The organism is Dictyobacter alpinus (assembly GCF_003967575.1).
GTDB lineage: Bacteria > Chloroflexota > Ktedonobacteria > Ktedonobacterales > Ktedonobacteraceae > Dictyobacter > Dictyobacter alpinus.
Genome location: NZ_BIFT01000002.1, coordinates 314,621 through 335,732, shown reverse-complemented (window position 1 = coordinate 335,732; position 21,112 = coordinate 314,621). Strand labels below are relative to the sequence as shown.

General features: G+C 53.1%; 17 protein-coding genes. 7 read left to right on the top strand and 10 right to left on the bottom strand.

Translation table 11 applies throughout. The features are described 5' to 3' along the window. Window positions 1–526 precede the first annotated feature (526 nt). Entirely contained in the window at window positions 527–721 is a 195-nt protein-coding gene (locus EL633_RS23545) for a GH32 C-terminal domain-containing protein (RefSeq protein ID WP_246039330.1), read from the top strand. 238 nt (window positions 722–959) lie between these two features. Here EL633_RS23545 and EL633_RS23540 read toward each other — a convergent pair whose 3' ends face one another. The 8 genes from EL633_RS23540 to EL633_RS23505 form a co-directional block, all read right to left on the bottom strand. Then, window positions 960–1,889: an SDR family NAD(P)-dependent oxidoreductase gene (locus EL633_RS23540; RefSeq protein WP_126629741.1), complete on the bottom strand. Its 930-nt coding sequence runs from the start codon at window positions 1,887–1,889 to the stop codon at window positions 960–962. 76 nt (window positions 1,890–1,965) lie between these two features. After that, entirely contained in the window at window positions 1,966–2,967 is a 1,002-nt protein-coding gene (locus tag EL633_RS23535) for a nitrilase-related carbon-nitrogen hydrolase (RefSeq protein ID WP_126629740.1), read from the bottom strand. A gap of 150 nt (window positions 2,968–3,117) precedes the next feature. Further along, complete coding sequence (locus EL633_RS23530) at window positions 3,118–4,179, bottom strand: 4Fe-4S ferredoxin (protein WP_126629739.1); 1,062 nt, start codon at window positions 4,177–4,179, stop codon at window positions 3,118–3,120. Window positions 4,180–4,240: 61 nt separating this feature from the next. After that, entirely contained in the window at window positions 4,241–5,836 is a 1,596-nt protein-coding gene (locus EL633_RS23525; protein WP_126629738.1) for an MFS transporter, read from the bottom strand. 252 nt (window positions 5,837–6,088) lie between these two features. Continuing rightward, a complete protein-coding gene (locus EL633_RS23520) occupies window positions 6,089–6,958 on the bottom strand; it encodes an NmrA family NAD(P)-binding protein (protein WP_246039239.1) in 870 nt (289 codons plus the stop codon). Between the two features lie 41 nt (window positions 6,959–6,999). After that, entirely contained in the window at window positions 7,000–7,635 is a 636-nt protein-coding gene (locus tag EL633_RS23515; protein WP_218027565.1) for a carbonic anhydrase, read from the bottom strand. Between the two features lie 66 nt (window positions 7,636–7,701). Continuing rightward, window positions 7,702–8,535: an alpha/beta hydrolase gene (locus EL633_RS23510; protein WP_218027564.1), complete on the bottom strand. Its 834-nt coding sequence runs from the start codon at window positions 8,533–8,535 to the stop codon at window positions 7,702–7,704. A 62-nt stretch (window positions 8,536–8,597) separates the two neighbouring features. Next, complete coding sequence (locus EL633_RS23505) at window positions 8,598–9,326, bottom strand: alpha/beta fold hydrolase (protein WP_126629737.1); 729 nt, start codon at window positions 9,324–9,326, stop codon at window positions 8,598–8,600. A gap of 376 nt (window positions 9,327–9,702) precedes the next feature. Between EL633_RS23505 and EL633_RS23500 the strand changes: the two genes are divergently transcribed. Beyond that, window positions 9,703–13,371: a WD40 domain-containing protein gene (locus EL633_RS23500; protein WP_126629736.1), complete on the top strand. Its 3,669-nt coding sequence runs from the start codon at window positions 9,703–9,705 to the stop codon at window positions 13,369–13,371. Between the two features lie 87 nt (window positions 13,372–13,458). Here the strand turns inward: EL633_RS23500 and EL633_RS23495 are convergent, their stop codons facing one another. Continuing rightward, a complete protein-coding gene (locus EL633_RS23495; RefSeq protein ID WP_126629735.1) occupies window positions 13,459–13,872 on the bottom strand; it encodes a helix-turn-helix domain-containing protein in 414 nt (137 codons plus the stop codon). 1,012 nt (window positions 13,873–14,884) lie between these two features. Here EL633_RS23495 and EL633_RS23490 point away from each other — a divergent pair. The 5 genes from EL633_RS23490 to EL633_RS23470 all read left to right on the top strand — a co-directional run bounded on the left by EL633_RS23490 (window position 14,885) and on the right by EL633_RS23470 (window position 19,691). After that, window positions 14,885–16,297 (top strand): WD40 repeat domain-containing protein, encoded by a 1,413-nt coding sequence (locus EL633_RS23490; protein ID WP_161982373.1) that lies wholly within the window; start codon window positions 14,885–14,887, stop codon window positions 16,295–16,297. 63 nt (window positions 16,298–16,360) lie between these two features. Then, window positions 16,361–17,098: a gamma-glutamyl-gamma-aminobutyrate hydrolase family protein gene (locus EL633_RS23485; RefSeq protein ID WP_126629733.1), complete on the top strand. Its 738-nt coding sequence runs from the start codon at window positions 16,361–16,363 to the stop codon at window positions 17,096–17,098. Then, window positions 17,085–17,492, top strand: coding sequence for a hypothetical protein (locus tag EL633_RS23480; RefSeq protein WP_126629732.1), 408 nt, complete (start codon window positions 17,085–17,087; stop codon window positions 17,490–17,492). The genes EL633_RS23485 and EL633_RS23480 overlap by 14 nt, the downstream gene beginning before the upstream one ends. Window positions 17,493–17,630: 138 nt before the next feature. Further along, the gene (locus EL633_RS23475) at window positions 17,631–18,236 is read left to right on the top strand and encodes a hypothetical protein (protein ID WP_126629731.1); all 606 of its coding nucleotides are present in this window, start codon (window positions 17,631–17,633) and stop codon (window positions 18,234–18,236) included. 114 nt (window positions 18,237–18,350) lie between these two features. Further along, the gene (locus tag EL633_RS23470) at window positions 18,351–19,691 is read left to right on the top strand and encodes a DMT family transporter (protein WP_126629730.1); all 1,341 of its coding nucleotides are present in this window, start codon (window positions 18,351–18,353) and stop codon (window positions 19,689–19,691) included. Between the two features lie 20 nt (window positions 19,692–19,711). On the opposite strand, the gene EL633_RS23465 is transcribed toward EL633_RS23470, so the two are convergent. Next, on the bottom strand, window positions 19,712–20,854 hold the full coding sequence (locus tag EL633_RS23465; RefSeq protein WP_126629729.1) for a hypothetical protein: 1,143 nt from the start codon (window positions 20,852–20,854) through the stop codon (window positions 19,712–19,714). Between the last annotated feature and the right edge of the window lie 258 nt (window positions 20,855–21,112).

Sequence of the window (21,112 nt, the reverse complement as noted above, 5' to 3'; positions counted from 1 at the left end):
TCCAGGCGTTGTTCGGTCAGTTCCTCTGATTTGCCGAGATAGGCCTTGACCAGTGAGCCACAAGCTTTACGATATGCATACCAATACCACTTCCCGTGCCGGTTTTCGCGGCGAGCAGTAAAGTGTCCCTGAAACCCAGTAAAGCGAAAAATGCTGGTTTCTTCTCGCTCAAGCTACTCCCACCATTCCGGATCTTCAAGAAAAAGAACCAACTCGTGTGATGACTCTTGGTACGTCAGATGCCGACGAAAAACATGTGGTGTCGTAGTTGCGATAAAAGTCTCACCAAGAATGGGAATGTATCACACGTACCAGATACACCCCGGAAAGTTAGCCATAAACATATGGATGGGTAACTTTCCAGGAGATACCTGTCTTCCCCAGCAAAAGCAAAAGGTGTTTGCACAGAGACCTCCAAGAGCGCAGGGTGAGAGCAGTATTCGGGAAACTGCTTGTCTGATTCTGCTTTTATCTATGGAGGAGTAGACACGACATATGGAGGAGTAGAGAAGGTTGTGTGAAAAGAATGAAAGGAATGCATGGCCAATGTTTGGCGCGTTCTGCGATAGAAGTTTTCGCGGGCAACGGAGAAGTGATCATTACGGACCTGATCTTTCCCTCTCCCTCTCCCGACAGCCAGGAAGTTCTCCTCTATACGGTTGATCATGTCGTAGAGATCCAGCAACTCGAAGTATTTGCATTCTCTTCAATTCGTGAATAAGGACTAGATTAGACACCGATGGGATGCGAAAGCATCCCATCGCAAAGGATGAGTTGGTGGGTTCCCATCTTTCAAAAAGCGTGAGGAGAGGACAGAAGCACTCTCTCCTCCTTGCCCTAGAACTATGTTACCGCAACGACCCTGCAGTATTGCCGATCTTCATAGATGATTCGTCTATCCTCCCTGAGGATAGCGACACCAGATGGGCATGCTCCGGCCATATACGCTTATTGAATGCTCAAGCCGTGGTTTCATGCGGCGTAAATTCAGCGGCATGAAGCTTCACAAAATCGTATACCCGTGTTGGTCTCTCACCAGTGAGCTTGAAGAAGTCATCTGTCATGCGATCGTAACGGCCCTGAGCGTGGAGGTCGGCCACTACCCCCAGATGGTTGACAACATGTGGAGGCATGCCAGCCCCCCGAAGCATATCAATCCATTGAGGGAGCGGTACATCACGCGGGCGGATCGTCCGGCCGAGTGCCTCGGAAAAGATGCGTGCGTACTGGTCAAGATTGGCCGACTCATATCCAGTCAGATTGTACGCCTGGCCGATGTGTGGGATCGGGTCATCAAGGATGACGGATATGGCACGCGCCACATCAAGAGTCGAGATAGGCGAGGTTTTGCCGCTGCCAATCGGCAAAGCTAATTCGTCAGTTTCCCGTACTCTGGTCGCGGCGAAAAGCAGGAAGAAATTTTCGAGGAAGACTGTTGGCCGGACCGTGACGACCGGCAGTCCCGACCATGAGAGTGCTTGTTCCGCCAGCCAGTGCAGCTTTTGTTGTGAGCTATCTGTGGTTTCGGTGATGCTCATTTGCGAGACCGTCATCTGTGATATATTCACGAAAGCCTCAACCCCGTGCTGGCGCGCCACTGCGGCGGTATTAACCGTGGCTTCCAGATATGCCGCAGAGACGGACATGCCGAAGTAGATGCGTGTGCACCCTTCGATCGCGCGGTGCATCGAGGCGAGATCTGTCAGGTCGCCCTGCACAACCTCCGCACCAAGCTGGCGTAACGCTTCGGCGCGCTCATCTTCCTGCCGGACCAGGGCGCGTACCTTCTGCCCCTTAGCGAGCAGCAATGCGGTGAGGTTGCGACCGATAGCACCGAAATTGCCAGCCGCCCCGGTCACAAGGATCGGGTTGTCATGTGTCGATTTCATCGTCAAACTCCTTACTTGATAGTTCACTGATTTTTCCCCGACCATGCTGGATCGGGCGTGGCTGATGGCTAGCTGACTAGAGTATCTCGATGGCCCTTGCCTCCTCGACCGTCGTGCGCCAGTCCTCAGCCTGCGCGTGCGTGCCGCGCTCATGGATGGGTGCGGTAGGTGTCCGATTGATGAGCAGGCTGAGCAGTTCGGGGCGGCTATAGTGACCGCGTGCGTCCATGAGTCTTTTGCGAGAGTCGATCTGAGCGAAGTTAAGATCTGCTATCACTTCACCTTCTCCGACTTTAAGAGGCCCACCAATGATCCGGCCTTCCGGGTTGACAATGGTTGTGAAGCAGCCGCCGGAAATCGGTCCGATAGAGGACCCCGTATCCTTCATGATCTGAGCCTGTTGATCGGCATCGAGCCACGCCGTTGCATTGACGACAAAGCAAGCGGATTCGAGGGCATGCTGGCGGATGTTCACTTCCGTCTGCTCTGCGAACCCCGGGCCGAAGATTGATCCGGGATACATTGCCGAGTGGATCTGCTCACCATCGGCAATGAGCGCGTAACGCGCGAGCGGCTGGTAGTGCTCCCAGCAGGCGAGCTGCCCAATACGCCCAATGGTGCTCTCGACGGCGCGCAGGCCCGAGCCATCACCCTGGCCCCAGACCATCCGTTCATGGTAGGTGGGTAAGATTTTGCGGCGGCGCTGGATCAGCGTCCCGTCAGCATCGAAGAGCAACTGCGTATTATAGATCGAGCCGCCATCGCGCTCATTGACGCCGATCGAAACGACCATGCTCGCCTCCTTTGCGGCCTCGCTGATCGCCTGCGTCTCGGCAGACGGGACCGTGACCGACTCTTCAAGGAGACGCTGATGCTCCTTCCCCACCATCATGTCGTACGGGGATTGTACGAAGGCGAAGTAGGGATAGTAGGGAACGACAGTTTCGGGAAAGGTTGCGAATTGAACTCCCTGCTTGCCCAGCTCATGAATCTTCTTCACGACCTTTTCAACGGTCCCCTGTCGGCTATACAGCACGGGGCTGATCTGCACGGCAGCGGCTTTTACGATAGTGCTCATTGTTTGTTCCTTTCAAAGTTGACATGACAACATTCATTGAGCTGTATGTCGTCCACACAACATTATGAGATGTTTCTATAAAGTAGATGTTACAGAATTCGCTACAGTGTTATGGGTTATCCTAAATTTTTAAAGAGTTCCCAAAGAGGCTCATTGTCTCACCAAGCGTACTGTTTTGTGATGGAAGCGGCGTCGTACGTGCGCCTCTGCCGCCGAACCTTCATGCACATACACCGGCTCTACTTTGTCCTGTAAAGGTTTCACGACTGTCTGTACATGTTTTTTGCGGTCGGTCAGGTATGGCCCGATAACATCTTCTCCTGCCGGGCAGACCGCCATACAATATGCAGCCTTATAGTTTGGTTTGAAGGCTAGGCTTTGCCACAGAGAGAGTGTTTCTGCCGGGGTTACCTGTTCCTGATACGCATCTGCGGATGGGCTATCGGCCACTGTGTCTACCCATTCCTTGAAACCGCCAAGAAATTCGCGATAATTATGCGTAGAACAGGCTTGAAAATCAAACTTCCCTTCCGGGCTGATCGCTCCGACCGGGCACGCGGCAACGCACAATTTGCATTCCAGGCAAGGATTGTAGGCGATGGGATGGTCTTCCGCGCTCACCTCTGCTCCTATGACGATTGTATCCAGCAGGATAAAGTTGCCAAAACGAGGATGAATGACATTACGATGGATGCCCATATGCCCTAGTCCAGCGGCAACCGCTATGGGTTTATGTGAGATGACATAGGGTTTCCGCCCTTCCGCCAGTCTGGTCACTTCCATCGGGAAGCCTACGACTTCATTCATCGCACGTATGCCTTGTTGTTCGAGTTGCGCAGCAATCCTATGGCTGATGGCCGTGAGGTGCTCGTTGACATGATGAAATTCAGCGTTGGCGATAGAGCGCGCTGGTGAACGCACTGGTTCGCGGTTCATACGGCAGACAATACTGATCAAGGTCTGCCCAAAAGGAGCATTCGCCAGTATCTCTGCTCGCTGATCAGCTACTTCTGCTCGGTGCAAAGCAACGAAGCCCACATCGTCTGCTCCAGCTTGTAGACACAGTTCCCGTAGCCAGGTTGCGTCAAGTGACTGCTCGAGATGAGATTGAGAATGATTTTCCGCCTGTCGTTGATACATCTGTATGACGGTTGGATGTGTACGCATCTTCGAAGGCAATTCCTCTGGTTGAGGAAGGCTCTGTATATCCATAGTGTAACCCTTTCTCGCATGGGATATCCCACGGCAAGTACTGTTTCACGTGCGCAGCGTCTTAATCGAGCGCAGTTATCGTTGACTCAAAACTCTCTATCAAGCCATCTTCAGCATCATGCTGAACAGGCGCTACTTTTTGTCCTCGTCCGAGTAGGAGCGCGGACAATATGCCCGTACAGAGCAGAGCAACGCCCGAGACAAGGAATGCTTCGTGTATAGCGTTTGTAAATGCCTGATTCAATAGCGCATGGACCGCTCGCATTGGAATGGGGAATGTCGCAGGAAAATGCAGTTTGTTCGCCTGGGAGCCTGCATTGGCCACAGCAGTAGCGATATTCTGGCTAACCGGCTCGGGCACTCCTCTCGTTGTCAGGCTGCTGGTAATATTTGCAGTGAACTGGTTATTCACCAACGTGCCAAGCAAGGCTATACCCAGGACACTGCCAATCTGCCGACTTGTGGTGACTATCGATGATGCCAGACCTGCGCGCGCAGGCGGTGTTACGGCAAGTACTGCAGTCGTGAGCGGACTCAGCATCAAGCCAAAGCCTCCTCCCAGCATGGCCAATTTCCACCAAATGTCAACATATGCAGTTGTCGGACTAATGCTGGTGAGCAGGAGGAGCGCGATCCCTGCCGAGAAAGCACCAATGGTGACAGGAAGCCGTGGCCCGAAACGAGCGGTAAGTTGACCTGCCAGCGGAGCGGCGAGGAAGATACCAATGGTGTTGGGTAACGTGCGTAAGCCCGAACCAAGGGCGTTATAGCCCTGTATGCCCTGAAAGTATTGGGTCAGAAAAAAGACTGTACCCAACAGGGCGAAACCAACGACTGCAGCTGCACCGTTTGCGGTCGAGAACGTTCTATTGTGAAACAGTGACAGTGGCAGTAATGGCTCACTTGCTTTTGCCTCCACGGCCAGGAAGGCGACAATGAATACGGCTGCGAGTATGAAGAGCGTGAGGATGAGCGTTGACGTCCATCCCTGAGTTTTGCCTTCAATAAAAGCATAGGTTAAAGCCGTCAAGCCGGCGATAATCAGGATTTGGCCCGCGATGTCTGCACGTTGAGCCAGAGGATTCCTCGACTCCGCCAGCACGCGCCACCCCAATACGAAGGCGATAATGCCAATGGGCAGGTTGACAAAAAAGATCGCCGGCCAGCTTGAGAGTTGAATGAGTGATCCCCCGATCAATGGACCAGCGGCCAGCGCGATACCGGATACACCTGACCAGATACCAATCGCTTGAGCACGTTCGCGCTCATCGGGAAACGTGAATGCAAGCACTGAAAGACTGCCAGGAGCGAGGGCTGCGCCACCGATACCCTGTAATATTCTTCCCGCGATCAGCAACCCGAGCGTTGGTGCAAAGCCGCACAGAGCTGAACCAATCGTAAAGATGGCAAGTCCAACGAGAAAGAGACGCTTGCGTCCAAAGCGATCCCCTAGCGTACCGGCAGTGAGTAAAAGAACGGCGAAAGGCAATGTATAGGCATCGACGATCCACTGCAGGTCCGAGATGCCGACATGCAGATCAGCCTGCATGGTTGGCAGTGCGACGGTCACAATTGATACATCGAGTAAGACCATAAAGAAACCAAGGCACGTAATCACGAGCGTCAAAACTTTTTTTGCCCGGTCTATCGCAAACATAACGCAACCTCCAGTTATTTATATTAGTTAGTACTAACTAATATAGAAAGCCATGAGAGAACATAGTGGATGATCATCCTTTCCTCACCCTAAGGTTGAGGCGTAGACATACTGATTTTATTTTTTTGTCCTTCTTTCACCCGACCTCTCCCAACCTTATATTTGTTAGCGGTAACTAACTTAGCATCAATAGCTTACTTCGAAGGCCGGGAGTTGTCAAGTGAGTACATGCCTCTCAAAAAGGGAAACCGCTCATTCAAATGAATGACGATTTTTCCTGATGAATTCCTCGAGGCCCATAGGTTCGTGCCCAGTGATTTGCTCGACCATTTCATTGGTGCCCGAGAAACCACCTGTAGCATAAAATTGTGCGATGGCATAGAAATGCTGTGCCATGAAAGGTGAGCGCATCTTTGACCACTGCTCGCGAAACGCTTCAGCTGAAATTCTTTCGTAGGTGATGTTGCGTCCTAAGAGCTCCGCAATCTCTGCAATTGCCGCAGGAAAGGTGTACTCTTTGGGACCAAACAGAGGATAGGTTTTCCCTGCATGTCCTGCTGGCTGCTCAAGAATGCTCACAATAACACGCGCTATATCCTCTGCCGCGATGGGGGCATGCGTGCCCTCGCCAAACGGCATTTGTACCAGACCTTTTCTGATGCCTTGTGCATAGTAGAGAAACCATTCAGCAAAAAGTGTGGGTTGCAGATGGGTGACGGCAAGACCAGACCAATCAAACACACGTTCCGCTGTCCAATGATCGAACGCGGCATGGCTCTTTGCGTCACGTCTGGCGAAGATTTGCGACATATTTACGATCGTCGTAACACCTGCTTCTTTCGCGGCTTGCGCGAAGTAGGCGGTAGCGTCGATGATACCTGGAGCAATAGTATACACAAAGTAGGCTCCTGACACGCCCTCGAGTGCGGGCCGAAGCGTCGTGAAATCGAGTAGATCCCCGACTACGATCTCCACGCCGCGTTTTTCTAATGCCGCACTCTGCTCATTGGCATGATGCACCAATGCCCGCACCTGATGGCCTCGCTCGAGCAGCATTGTGATGACATTTTTGCCAGTATCGCCTGTTGCTCCTGTAATGAAAAATGGTTTTGAACGCATCATAATCCCTTCTGGTTTGATTTCTGTTTTTGTTACATGCTGTACTACTGGAGTGGATCGGGTGCCACGACGACTTCAATCAGTCCCGTTGTCACGTCATAGACAAGCCCGGATACCGCCCACTCACCTGGTAGCGGGTTTGTCTTGAAGGCAGCGACATCAATGGCAACCGCCGTTCGAGGATCAGTGACCGCTTTCGCTCCTAGTTCTGCTTTGTCAATGTCAAAGTAGTCGGCCAACAGATCGGGTTTTCCGGCGAGGCGGGTGATCCCGCAGTCGGTGTGATGAATAATAATAAGGTTTCCTTTGCCAGGAGTCGCGCCTTGTACCTGGGCGACGTTTTGGAGCAGCGTGATCGCCTGTCGTGTCTCTGGCGTGAACCGACCGCCAATGTTGCGGATCACAAGCGCATCCCCAAACTCGAGGCCCAAAATGTGAGCCGGGTCGGCACGCGGATCGACACAGCTGACGATAATCGGCTTGAATGCAGGAAAAAGGGACATGCTCGCGGTAAACTGATGCGCGGCAAAATCGTGGTTGCGTTGCTTGAGGGTATCAAGCGTAATCATGAAGTTCCTCCTGATAATAGTGATAGTGGCTTGTAGACTCGAGTACATCCGTGTCCCTGTGACTGCTTCAACAACCACAGGGACACGGATGTACAAGGTAACATGAGGCATTCATCCTCTACTCACATGGAACCATTGTGCCAGGAGTAAGCGAAGAATGACTCATTTCATCGCTAACTACTTGCGGATCCCGTCAGATGCCGCCACAATGAGGTCGAACACATCCTTTGGATGGGAAACCGGGGAGGCGTGGCTGGAGGCAGCCTCATGAGTTGTAGCGCCCATACGTTTTGCCATAAAACGCTCGGCATCTGGATTAATTACCCGATCATGTTGGGAGACCAGATACCAGGACGGCACAGTTTTCCAGGTAGGTGTTCCTGATGGGGTCCCGAAACAGACAGGCGCAAGAGGCTTCTCAGCCGCTACAAGCGCGCGGGCCTCTCTATTTTCCACGTCCTGAACAAAATCCTGTGGAAATGCCTGTGGATCGATCCAAATGAATCCACTGCGATACGACGAGGTGAGATCTTTGCCAACAGGTGTTGCTGGAAATTTGTCATTGATACTTTGTACCGTTTCCCCTGCATCCGGTGCATACGCCGAGGCATAGACCAGACCGACAACATTGGAAGCCGCTACATTGCTAATTACAAATCCACCATAGGAATGGCCAACCAGGATGGTGGGTCCGGAGAGTGAGGCAAGTGCCTGGCTTGTTGTCGCGATATCATCTTGCAACGACGTATTTGGATTTTGGACCGCGAGCACATGATATCCCTGACCTTGCAGCAAGGGGATGACCTTGCTCCAACTGGAGGCATCCACAAATGCTCCATGGACAAGCAAAACATTGATCCCTGCTCCAGAGAGATGGTTGTGTCCCTCCTGCGAACTTGCCGCATAAGCAGAGAGCGAACTTTGGCCCAGGATGGCTGTGGTAGCCGCCGCCGCTGCGACACTTTTCACAAATGTACGGCGTGTGCTTATCGTATTCTGTTCAAACATCATTTTTCTCCATGTAACTGTTATGCATATAAGATAATAATGGTAAAAGCGCTGCTTGTTTCTGCTCAGGCATTGACTGTGGCTTGTGCCGCTGTCAGGATCAGTTCAGTGACCACATCGGGATGTGAGATCATTGAGACATGGCTTGAAGCGACCTCTCGTGTGGTTGCCCCGGCACGCTGGGCCATGAACCGTTGGGTTACAGGTGGAACAACCTGATCTTGTTCGGTGACCAGGTACCACGAAGGCAACACTTTCCATGCTGGTTCCCCGAACGGTTCCCCGTCCATAAACTCGCTTGCGGCAATCGGTTTTTGCACAGTGGCTAGCACACGCGCCTGAGTAGGGTTCACATCAGGAGCGAAATACTCGACGAACCCCGCTCGGTCGAGCCAGAGAAAGCCCTCTGTATCAGGACGGATAGCAGCCCCGACGGCTGGTTGTGGTTCTGCCGTAACCAATGCCTTCATTGTTTCCCCTTGATCGGGAGCGAACGCCGAGAGGTAGACCAGACCGACAACATTGGGGGCATCTTTTCCTAGCGCGGTGATAATTGCGCCACCAAAGGAATGGGCAACCAGAACCGTGGGGCCAGTCTGGGCGCTCAACGTCTGCCGAACCCTTGCAACATCACTGCTGAGTGATGCTAAATCAAGCTGGACGGCAGTGACGGTTGAACCTGCTTTCTGGAGACGCTCAATCACTCCGCTCCAACTGGAGCCGTCTGCCCAGACTCCATGTACCAGCACAATATTCTCTACCTGTGGTATATGTCTGTGCTTGAATATACCCATTATGCTTTTTCCTTTCACGTATACAATGAGTTTTGCCTCTGCAAAAAGGAAGCATACTCACTATGGGGTGCCTCAGCTTTATCCCTTTTGTCGCATCTCTGCCAGCCGGATACGTGAAACATATCATTGTACATATGATGTCTGGTCATTCGGCTGGGTATCTGCTATCATAGAGGAAAAAGTCAGAAGAAGGGTCCGGCGTCACTTGATCGTCACCAAGATCCTCCTTCATTCTCGTGGACGCGCATGAAACGTATCCAACAAAAAGAAGTATACAGGGAGAGAACGGGGCAAAGCAGTACCCGCAAGGTTACAGCGCGTGTCCCTTTACGCCTCACTCTGCACACTCCAGCTGGATGCTGAAAGGAACCTGTGTATGAGCCGATCCTTCTACAAGGAGCGTGATTATGCCTTTGGTCAGGCGATGTTGACCCTACGTATGCAGATAGGGGTAACGCAAACAAGCCTGGCAGAACGGTTAAGCATCACACGCAAAGCCATCAACAGATGGGAGGCAGGTGACGCGTATCCCAAGGTTTCTCACCTGAAAGCACTGCTCACGTTTGCGATTGAGCAACAAGCGTTCCCTGCTGGGCACGAAGAAGAGGAGATCCGAGCGTTCTGGCGAGCGGCCCACCAGAAAGTACTGCTGGATGAGCGGTGGCTTCAGGAGGTGTTGTATCAACAGTCCTCTCCACTTTCTTCCCAACACATTGAAGAGACGAGCATGACACGGCAGATTGTGGCCCAGGTTCCGCCGCCCCGGCGGGTGGATTGGAGTGATGCGCTCGTTGTTCCACGTTTCTATGGGCGCACGGAGGAGGTTGCTATGGTGACCCGGTGGATGATCGAGGAGCGCTGTCGCATGGTCAGCATACTGGGGTTGGGTGGGATCGGCAAGTCGGCCCTGGCGGTAAAAGTGATGCATCAGGTGGCGGAGCACTTCGAGGTCGTGATCTGGCGTTCTCTACGCAATGCTCCTGAATTTTCTGTGCTGCTGGATGAGTGCCTGCAGGTAATCGCGCCCCAGGCGCTTCGTGATGTTCTAGCCAGCCCCGAACGGCGCCTGGATATTCTGCTGAAGTATCTGCGAAGTATGCGTGTCCTGCTGGTTTTCGACAACATGGAAACGTTGTTAGAGGAAGGGCAAAACATGGGTCATATGCGTCCCGGCTATGAGGGCTACTCCCATCTGCTACGGCAGATGGCAGAGATGGAACATCAAAGTTGCCTGCTGATTACTTCCCGTGAGAAGTCGATAGATGTGGTGCCACTGGAAGGTGATGGGGCACCTGTACGCACGTTACGCCTGTCTTCGTTGGATATTGATGCATGTAAACAATTGTTAGTAGAAAAAGAGGTTACAGGTGACCCATCTGAACAGATACGGCTGATTGAGGCGTATACGGGCAATCCTCTGGCATTGAAAATCGTCGCACAGACCATCGTGGAACTCTTTGGGGGCACTATCGCTCCCTTCCTTGTGCAAGGTGAGAATGTCTTTGGCGGGGTGCGTGAGTTGTTGAAGGCGCAATTTACCCGTATCTCTACTGCCGAACAGCGTGTTCTCCTCTGGCTGGCAACCCTGCGTGAGTCAGTTACGCTAGAGCAACTGCTGGTCGTGCAGGGAACGCCTCTGCCACGTAGCACAGTACTGGAAGCAGTGGAGGCACTCTACCGCCGCTCGCTCGTCGAGCAAGGGAAAGATCCGGGAAGCTTTACTCTGCAATCTGTAGTGTTAGAGTTTGCGACCGCACAGCTGATCACTGAAACAGGCCACTCAATCCAGCAAGGGCAACTTTCTTCCCTGATCGAGCAAGGTCTGACATTGGCCAGATCTTCCGCTTATGTACGACAAACCCAGGTACGGCTCATTGTGATGCCACTGCTTCTCCAATTACAGAGCGCGTACCCGGAGCGAACGGATCTCGAGGAGCATCTGCTTACTCTCCTGAAACGCTTTAGGGCGCGGGCTAACTACGCGCAGGGCTACGGTCCAGCCAACGTGATTACGCTGTTACGTGAGCAGCGCGGCCATCTGCGTGGCCTGAATCTATCGCAGCTCTCCATTCGAGGTGCTTATCTCCAGGGGGTTGAGATGCAGGATACGACTCTGTCTGGGGCCATTCTGCAGGATTGCGTCTGGACGTCGACCTTTGGCTCCATCTGGGCTGTTGAGATCAGTCACGATGGACGATATTGGGCAGCGGGTAGTAGACAAGGGAAAATAGTGGTATGGGATCAGCAGACACTGTACCGAATCTGGCAAGCCCACTCCGATGTGACCCGGGTGCTCTCTTTTAGTCCGGATGGCCGCCGTCTGGCCAGTGGGAGCTATGATGGGATGGTCAAAGTATGGGACGTGGAGCATGGTGTGCTGCTCTGGTCTGGTTCCCATACAAGTAATATCTCTGGCCTCGCCTATTCCCCTGATGGTACCCTGCTGGCCAGTGGGGGGACGGATGCAACCGTCCGGCTCTGGGATGCAAAGACGGGCAAGCTGCTTGAGACGCTCCCGCATCCTCAAGCGATCTTCACTCTTGCCTGGAGTCCCAATGGGCAGCTCCTCGCCAGTAGTGGACTTGATGGACAGATCAGAATCTGGAAGCGACAGCAGAACAGGCCCACCACCTGTGTCACAATCCTTGCGGGGCACGCCAACTGGGGGATGGGACTGGCCTTTTCACCTGATGGCAGCTTGCTCGCCAGCGCGAACTGGGACAAAACCATCAAAATATGGGATGTCGCCAATGAACATATCCTCCACACGCTGGTCGGACATACCGATCGGGTGCAAACGGTGGTTTGGAGTCCAGACGGGCAGACCCTGGCGAGTGCAGCATTCGATCACACCATCTGGCTCTGGGATGTGAAGAGAAACAGCTATCGAACAGCATTCCATGGGCATACAGACGTGATATTCTCTCTCGCTTTTCTGCCTGACAGCCGGAAGCTGATCAGTGGTAGTGTCGATGGTACTATCCGGGTGTGGGGAACAGAAAATGGGCAGTGTGAGCAGATCATACAAGGCTATGCGGTCTTACTCTATGATATCGCCTGGAATCCTGGTGGCACCCAGCTTGCAAGCAGCGGTAGCGACGGCCTGGTGAGCATTTGGGACGAAAAGGGACACACGCCTCCCATGCTCCTCCAGAGCCATAATTATCTGGCCTTTGGAGTCGGATGGAGTCCTGATGGGAGGTGGTTGGCGAGTAGTGGATGGGACAATACTATCCAGATATGGGACGCAGCCACAAGAACCCGTGTGCGAAGCATGAGAGATCCTGAGTACCCCTACACGTGCTTCTATGGCGTAGAATGGAGTCCCAACGGACAACATCTGGCCTGTGGAAACAACAGGCAGGAGGTGCAAGTGTGGGAAGTGTCCACGGGCATCCGTCGATGGGTTGTTCGTGAGCCGCCAGCTTCTGCGCGCCGGGTGTCCTGGAGTCCAGACGGGATGTTGTTGGCCAGTGGCGGTGATGATGGTATCGTCTCTATGTGGAATGCCTCAGATGGTCTCTTACTCAAACAACTCTCAGGACATCAAGGCAAAGTGAATGATGTCGCCTGGAGTCGTGATGGGAAGTGGCTTGCCTCAGGTGGTGGTAACCAGGGGCAGGAAGAGTTATTCGTGTGGGATATTCACCGCAGGGAGCGCGTTCGAGTCCTCTCGGGGCACCCTGGGATTGTGTATGCAGTGGCCTGGAGTCAGAACGGAGCGATGCTAATTAGCGGTGGTAGCGGCGGGATGCTGTGCTGGTGGGACAGGCAAAACGGAGAATGTGTACGGATATGCCAGGCCCATCAAGGGACAATACAACGACTCCAGATGAGTCCTGATGGCAGCCGGATTGCGAGCTGTGGTGATGATGGAGCCATCCACATCTGGGATTTTGCAAGTGGTGATCGAGTACGCACGCTACGGCGTGATCGCCCCTACGAGCGTCTGAATATCAGTGGGGTGAGGGGGCTTTCCGATGAACAGAAGTCATCATTAAAATTGTTGGGGGCGATTGAAGATGTTTCTGTGTCTGGTATATAGATGGTACGTGGGTTTCGATGCATCTCGTGGGCGTAGGCGAGGATCCTGAAGATGCGCTGCGTAAACTGGCCGTTGTAGAGGGTGAGGCTATCCTCCAACTGGCCAACGAGGCGATGCAGTTGGGCCTCGATGTCCTAGTAGACGGTTTCGTTGCCATGCCACTTCAGGTGAGCCAGCTTGATGTTGGTTTCCGCTGGCTCTAAGATGGCCTGAATGAGCGCATCTTGTCCGGGATTGGTGGTTTGAGAGGACGAGGTGGCATAGGTCTTTTTGCCTGACAAGATCAGAAGATGTTCGGGGGATCCCCAGAATGTCGGCCAGCCGCGCACCCTGGTCCGCTTTTTCCAGCTTGCGAACGCCGCGCTCAATTTTTGCAACATATTCTCGTGTAAATCTCCAGCGTTCTGCCAGTTCGGCCTGTGTCCAGCCGCGTTGGCGCCGATAGGCTCGGACCAGATTGCCAAATGCATTGGCATCAAGCCCATTGGTGTTCGTGCTCATATCGCGTCACTCCTGCTTCATGTTTTCTTCTGACCGAGTGAGTGGGAAAATTTCTGGATGCAGCCAAGTTATTCCGTGAGTGACATATGGATGAGTGTGTGTGGAATGCCGCTGTGTAAGGGGCGGCTCCCGAGACCCAGTGTGTGGAGGGCTGCAGTACAAGCGTCTCTCTGCTCTTCTTTTGTGCTGAAGGTAGGGCGCCTCAGCTTCTAGCTGGCAGTATGGAGTATGGTGTGGATGAGCTCATAGACATGCTGATGGGTCGATGGAGCAGTGATAGACCAGAGCCCTACAAAGATCAGCAGATTGTGCCAGGTACGCAGGTGAGGTTTTTGGGTCTCGTGTGTCTCTTTGCCGTGTGTGTGCGATATGATGGTATTCTCCTTTCGATGTCGGTTAATGTCTGCTTCCAGGAGAGCGTATCTCGTTTTTTGTGCAACGATGCTGTCCGCTCTCTTTTTGCTGCGCCAGCGCGTCACCGAAGTCTGGGAGGGAGATGGTTTCTCCCGTTCCTGTGGATGATTTACTCAAGGGGGAGGAAGGTTTGCAGATGCTCAAGTTACGCTGGAGGGCAGCAAGTGTTGCGTCGGGGAGTGTAGCAAGGTATACGATAAAAATGTCGTTTAGGACGACGATTTTATCGTATACCTTCCTGTTTTGCCATTTTTGTTTCATTCGGAGATATAGTAGAATTCTCAAGAATATCATCATTTTGCACTTTTGCCAGAGCACGGACTTGTTCCTTCCATTAATTTTATGGTGTTGAGCGGCAGCGTACCGGGGGAATAATGCGGTATGAGAGGAGGTGTGCAATGGAGCGGATGAGCAGAGGAAAAAGATCTACCTACCATTGCCTGGAATTTCCTATAGCTGTGAGAACCTACCCCTACCTCTCCCTGCCCTCCCCCCGGGCTACCCCCCTCGTTCCGCTATACTCACTGGTGTTGATTGTCCTTTGTCGGGTATGGTACCGGGAATCAGTTGGCAGGAAGAGGAGGCAGCAGAAGTCGCGATGGCACTTCGGCATCTTGTGATCGTACGACCCTCATCGCAGGGAATGCAGGTAGGAAAAAGCATTCAGGTATGTGTCGACGATGGAGCAGCGATTGGCCCGTGGGTCTCGACCCTGGCGGCCCGACTTGGGTATCCGCTGGTCGATTCCTTTGGTGCCCCGCTCGCCTATCGGTTGCGTTCCGTATCTGGAGAGCAGACGTTGCCCCTCACCGGCCGTTTTGCGGATGTACGCTTTCCTTCTGGAAGCGCCTTTCTGCTTGAGCCAGTGCCGCCGGAGGCGTTGCTCCTCCAAGAACACCGTGAGCAAACGCGGAGCGTCACGCAGGTGCCATCTGCGGCGACGCGATTTTCCCGACGATCTCTGATCAGCATGCTGACAGCCTTCAGTTTGCTTGGCCTGGGATCTGGTATGACAACGGCCTTTGCCCACCGTCTCTTCGCCTCCCATCGTTCTCCTGCTCCATTACCAATGGGAAGCACACCGATTTCCCTGCGCATCCTGTTTGATCACCATCCACAAGCAGTCAGGGCCCTTTCCTGGTCTCCGGATGGACGGTTGCTAGCATCAGGGGACCATGGTGGCCTGTTGTTGGTGTGGAATCTGGATGGAACGGTGCTCTACCAGCATCAGTTTCTGCTCCCGATCCATGCTCTGGCCTGGTCACCCGATGGTGCCCACCTTCTGGCTGCGACGGGTCAGACGGTGTCTTTTTTCCAGGCGCACACAGGCGTTCTGCTGGCTGCAGACGGAGCACACCATACGGCGTCGATTACGTCCCTTGGGTGGACGCAGGAACCTATACCGCGAGCCCTCTCGGCTGGCATCGATACAACCGCTGTTGTGTGGAGCGCTCAGTCGTATCAGCCACTGGCTGTCTTTCGTGGGCACACGTCGTCTATTGAGACCCTGGCGGTCCTGACAACGACGGTGGCGACTGCCTCTGATGGTGGGGTGACGCGTGTGTGGAGTGCGATCAGCGGCCAGGAGATCCATGGATATTATTTCCAGAATGCTCGTCCGTTGCGGGCAGCCGCATTCTCTTCACTGGGCACGCTTGCTGTGGGAGGAGATGATGGGGCGATCTCGCTGTGGGATGATGGCCGAACCTGTCACCGTCAGCGTCACGAGGACTTTGGTCTACAGTGTCTGGATGAAGCAATACATGTGCAGGGACACAGGCACCCGGTCCGAGCGCTCGCTTTTTCGCCCGATGGCTTGTATCTGGCATCGGGCGGGGACGATCAACAGCTCATCATCTGGTCCATGCAGACCAGGCAATCGTTGCTGGTACAACGGCAACAGGAGACACCTGCAGCGCTTTCCTGGTCACCTTCTGGCCACCTCCTTGCGGGAGCCATCGGCAAGCACGTGGCTCTTTGGCAGGTTCGGAAGGACGCAATGACGACATAGGCTGCCCGCAACTTCTGTTGTACTGTGCTCTCTGCCAGAGAGAAAGAAAGAAAGGGAAGAGGTATGACGATGGATTCTCCATACATGCTGCCGGAGTCTGAAGTGACGGATGTTGATGTTGTCTCCCATCAACCGATCCATGACGCCCACAGTGATGCTGGTTTTCAAGAACATCAACCGATCATTGGCATTCCCATCCCGGTCACGCAGGGAAGTCAGGGACCGGTGTTGGTCGCGGATGCGGTGAGTGCCTGGGCTGTTGAGCGGATGCGGGCGAGGATCTTTTTGATTCCATTGTGGCCTTTTCCAACGCATCCGCATCTCTATCAATCGCTCTGGCCATTGATGCAGTCGATGGATGGGTTACTGTTGCCTGCAGGTCTTCAGGGGACTGACTGGTATACCGTGTGGCAAGCCTGTGAGCAGCATCCTGGTCCAGAAAATTGGCCTCTCGCATGGGAGGTGGCCCTTGCACAACTGGCTACCTACATCGGTATGCCTGTGCTTGCCATTGCCGATGGGGCAGAAAAGTGGAATAGCGCCCTGGGAGGGAAGCGAGGGGATGCACCGAGAGCGTTGGAACATACCGCCTCCATGACGCCAGAGACCTGGGACCGGCACACGATCCGTGTCCGCGCTCCAAGCGCTCTTGCCGCCACCCTGCAGCCAGCCCTGCGCCGGCAAGAGGGTGAGGTGAAACCCTGGGAGCTGGCGTTTATGCCCACAGCAAGGGATCGAGCACGTCGCGCCAGGACTACGCTCCTGTGCACAATCCGACGAAGGGGCGGTGGTTGCGTTTGAGCGCAGAGATGGAGCCTTTGGTCTGGGCATCGTGGGAAGACTGGATTGGGGCCTGGATCAGGTCTATGGAACCATCCTCTTTGAGGCGTTTCTGCATGCCTGCCAATCCTTTGATCGCGCCCGGCAACAGCATCATGGCTGGAATGCGGTGCGAGATACGCTGTGTGGGAAGGTAGCTGACCTGGTGAAGCATCAACAACCACTCATTACGGTTCCACACGCATCTCGTCCGGAAAAGCGGAGCTCTTTTTCTGTTTCCGATACCCCTCCCGTCTCCAATAGTGCACCTGGATTCGCTGGACCGCAGGAACGATTGCGCCAACGGTCATCGCATCCGACGAAAGAAGCGCTCAACCGCATGAGAAGGCAGCGATTGAAGGTGGGCATGCGTTAGCCAGTTGCTGATCAGATGACCTGTGCATGGAAAGACATATCCAGGCTTCTATCGTTTTGACTGTCTTTATGAAAACCCGAAAGGCCTCTGGTGAAGAAAATGAGTCCAGACATGAAATGGGTGAGAGGAGTATGTGTCATGATCTTTCTTCTTGGGACGTTTGTCTTGTCAGATTGGCAAGGAATACAGCAGTTGATGGGAAAGGGGGCCCAAATGGTCTCTGTGGCGGTTCAGTTCGATGGTGATGGCCCTCTGGGAATTCGTGTGGTGATTGGATGCCTGGTGATAAGTGTGATCAGTCTGGTGATAGCTGCTGGTACCGCCTGGTATAGCGTCAAGACGTTAGCATCCCTGAAGAAACAAGATCAATCTCCAGGCCGCGGAAAGTGGTGGTTCTCAGGAAGGCGGGAGAAGAAGTCACTGCAAGAGAGCAGTCCAGACGTGTTTGGGCCGTGCAGGCGGCCTGATGGCACCATTCGAGTCACCAGAACCGCCGCTTTGCGTGACGATGCGCGGCCGCTGATGCAGAGCACAAGGGAGAGGAGAGGGCGCAGGCGAACAGGCTGGCATGTGTTGAAACGTACACAGCCAACGGATCGCCTATCGGTGGTTGAAGGGCCATGGCATGGTTTCTCGGACACGCCTTTTTTCTACACCTCCTATCAGGATCGCCTGTATTCCCAGCCGTTTTTTCAAGGAGAAGCGCCGACGAGCGCGAACGATGGCGATGGACCACGGTGGTAAGAAAGCACGCGGCGTGATGAGTATGGATAGGTTGTATTTTTTGCCTTTTTGTCATGAGCATTCTTTTTTTAAAACAAGGTCTCTCGACGTTCAAGACCACAAGGAGGTACCGCAATGATGATCACTGATCTGGTTCTGACACAGAGAACGGAACCATGGCGCCAGCGTGAGCATAGCGCTCTTCGAAGGATCTGGCCGCGCTTTTCTCTCGTACTTCTTCAGAAGAAGGGCATGGTGCGGCTGGGGAGCTATGGCGCATTTCTGCTCATGAGCGTCCTTTCAGCCTCCTTTTATCCGGTCGCCAGCCCGCTTCTTGATCACGTTGATACGGCCACCTTCCTGGCTGCCCAGATGGTTTGGCTCGTGCCGCCTGCCCTCTTGCTTCTCATCTGGTCCCATTGGAACATCAGCGGTCGTGTGCTCCTCTGGGGAGGTGGATTAGGAAGCTGTATGGCTCTTGCATTGCTGTGCCTGACCCTGGCCATGACCTCCACCAGCATCACCGAAACCGCTATGTTTTCTGGGATGAATGGTATTCTTGTTGTCCTCATCTTATGGTTCCTCTTTCGGCAGCGTATTTCTCCGCTGACCTGGTTGGCCTGTGTCTGTTCTATGATTGGTATTGTGATGCTCGTATCCGTGTCAGACATGCATTGGGAGGGGGATGTGCTCGCCTTTCTGGGTGGGCTGCTCCTCACTGGCTATTCTTTTCTCATTGAGAAGATCTCTCCACCGCAACCGACGTTTTCACGGTGTGCCGTCTTTGGCCTGACGTGGCTCACGATGGCGGGAGAGCTGTTTCTCTATGCGTTCCTGTGTGGGGATTGGCATGCCACCCCCATTGTGTTGCAGCAGCATCTGCCAGCCTGTGCCTATGTTGGTCTTGTCACCACACTTGTGCCCATGGCAACCATGATGGTTATGTGCCGGTACGTCAATGGCGTCCTCTTAACCTTTCTTGGTATCCTGGAGCCCGTTGCCGGAGCCGCCTTCGCCTTTTTCTTTGTCCATGAATCCTTCTCTCCGCTTGTTTATATCGGAGGAGCCATCATGCTGGGAAGCCTGGTGCTTCAGGCCATGGCTGACTGGAAACATTCCCCTCGCCCTGAGCCAGTCGTGTCGTTCTTCTATACTGAAGATGGCGATCGCATCCAGGAACCAGCATTACCGCCACATGGGCTTCAGCGTAAACAGATGCAGGCCCTTTTTATGCAGCTCAGGGAAGCATCAGACGGCGTTGATCTCCCAACGCTTCGGTGTCTGACAGGTCTTCCCGCAGCCTCCGTGTGCCGCTCATTACGGTGCTTACAACAGCAAGGCTCTGTCATTTCCTATCGCCATCCTCAGCAGAAAAGGCGGTATCTCTTGCACCCGGCATGCTCTGTTTCTATCACTGGAAACAGAGGAGCTTCCGGAAATGAAAAACATATTTTTGCCTCGCGCATCGCAGCATAATAAAACACTATTTTTCCCTTTTATCCTGTTATGCAATACATATTGATGTGACACGAATGACCTTTGTTTGCGTCTGAGGCAGAACCCCAATCCCTTTTAAGCCCTTTGCAGAAACTCAGCCAGAGCTTCTCTTGTTGTTGGGAAGGTATACACGCTAAAAGATTCGTTTTCTGTCGCCAGAAGTCCTCGCAATGGAGAAGGCAGAGGAGCGCTTGATACTGAACGCCAGTAAGATCGGTCAGTGCGAACGGCTCAGAACGCGCACCGTGTCTTGCACGGTATTGCATTTCACAGGTTATAGGAGTGATCCAACGAGATGTGTATGGAAAAACTTCCTGTGGGAATTCGGCCAACTGAAAGAGGTGTTCAATGATCGTTATAAGGTGCAGAAGTGCCATTCGACTGGTAATCTGATAGCGTTCGATGGCTGTTATCAGAAGGTGAATATGCCTCTGTTGACTGAAGGAGGCGGTCACGTCGAGAATAGCGCAAAGAGCACATGTTGGGTAAGGAGCACCATTGTAAGCGAGGTCTAAGGCTTCGGTGTTCAGCAATCCCTCAAGTAATACCATTGCAACTGCCGAGGGAGTTTCGTCACCCTCGACTTGAGCGATGGCTAAAGAGAGTGCATGGCGGATCACAAAGCTTATTGTTGTACGAAACACCTCCGCTCGTTCTGCATTGGTGAGGGTTTGCAAGAGAGTCAGGGCTTTTATGAGCGCAAATTGGACATATTCATCGGACTCTTGCTTGTACTGTGCTTTCAGACAACCTGGGATATCAACCGTTTCACTCCTACAATATCCAAGGAGAAAGGCGCAGAGCATACGAAGCTCTCTGTTCTTGCTCCCTAAAAGCTCTCTATAGATGGGAATGCCTTCACAGAGCATGCGGTAGAGTGGATTCTTCCGATAGCTCTCTTCGGGGGTAGGGAATTGCTTCCAGCTTTCTCTGATGAGGACACCAAGAAGACCCAGGACATGAATTTTGTCTTTGGTGAGTGCCTGGGGCAAGAACGCAAAAAAATAGGGTACAACAAAGCGAGCCTCTGCATCATAAATATCCCCCTGATGACAGATAGCATCCCCAAGTTCTTCAAGAAGATCACTTTGTGGTCTTCCCGGCTCTTCTACGAGTGTTGCCACAAGTTGAGATACGTCCATTGTACTCCTCAAAATATTTTCTATCGTTTTATTCTTCTCTCCTTATGAATATCTGGTAATGTCATATATCAGATGACGAGAATCGTTTCGAGATAACTTGCAATTTTTGTATGCCTGGCAATCAATGAGAAATATGTAAATTTTGATCTCTTTTTGGTGTATTATGACGGTTATGAAGTATCGGATTGATGGTTGTGCGGGAATGAATAACGAGTGAAATGATGTAAGGATACTCCTATCATTTCACTCGTTTTGCTC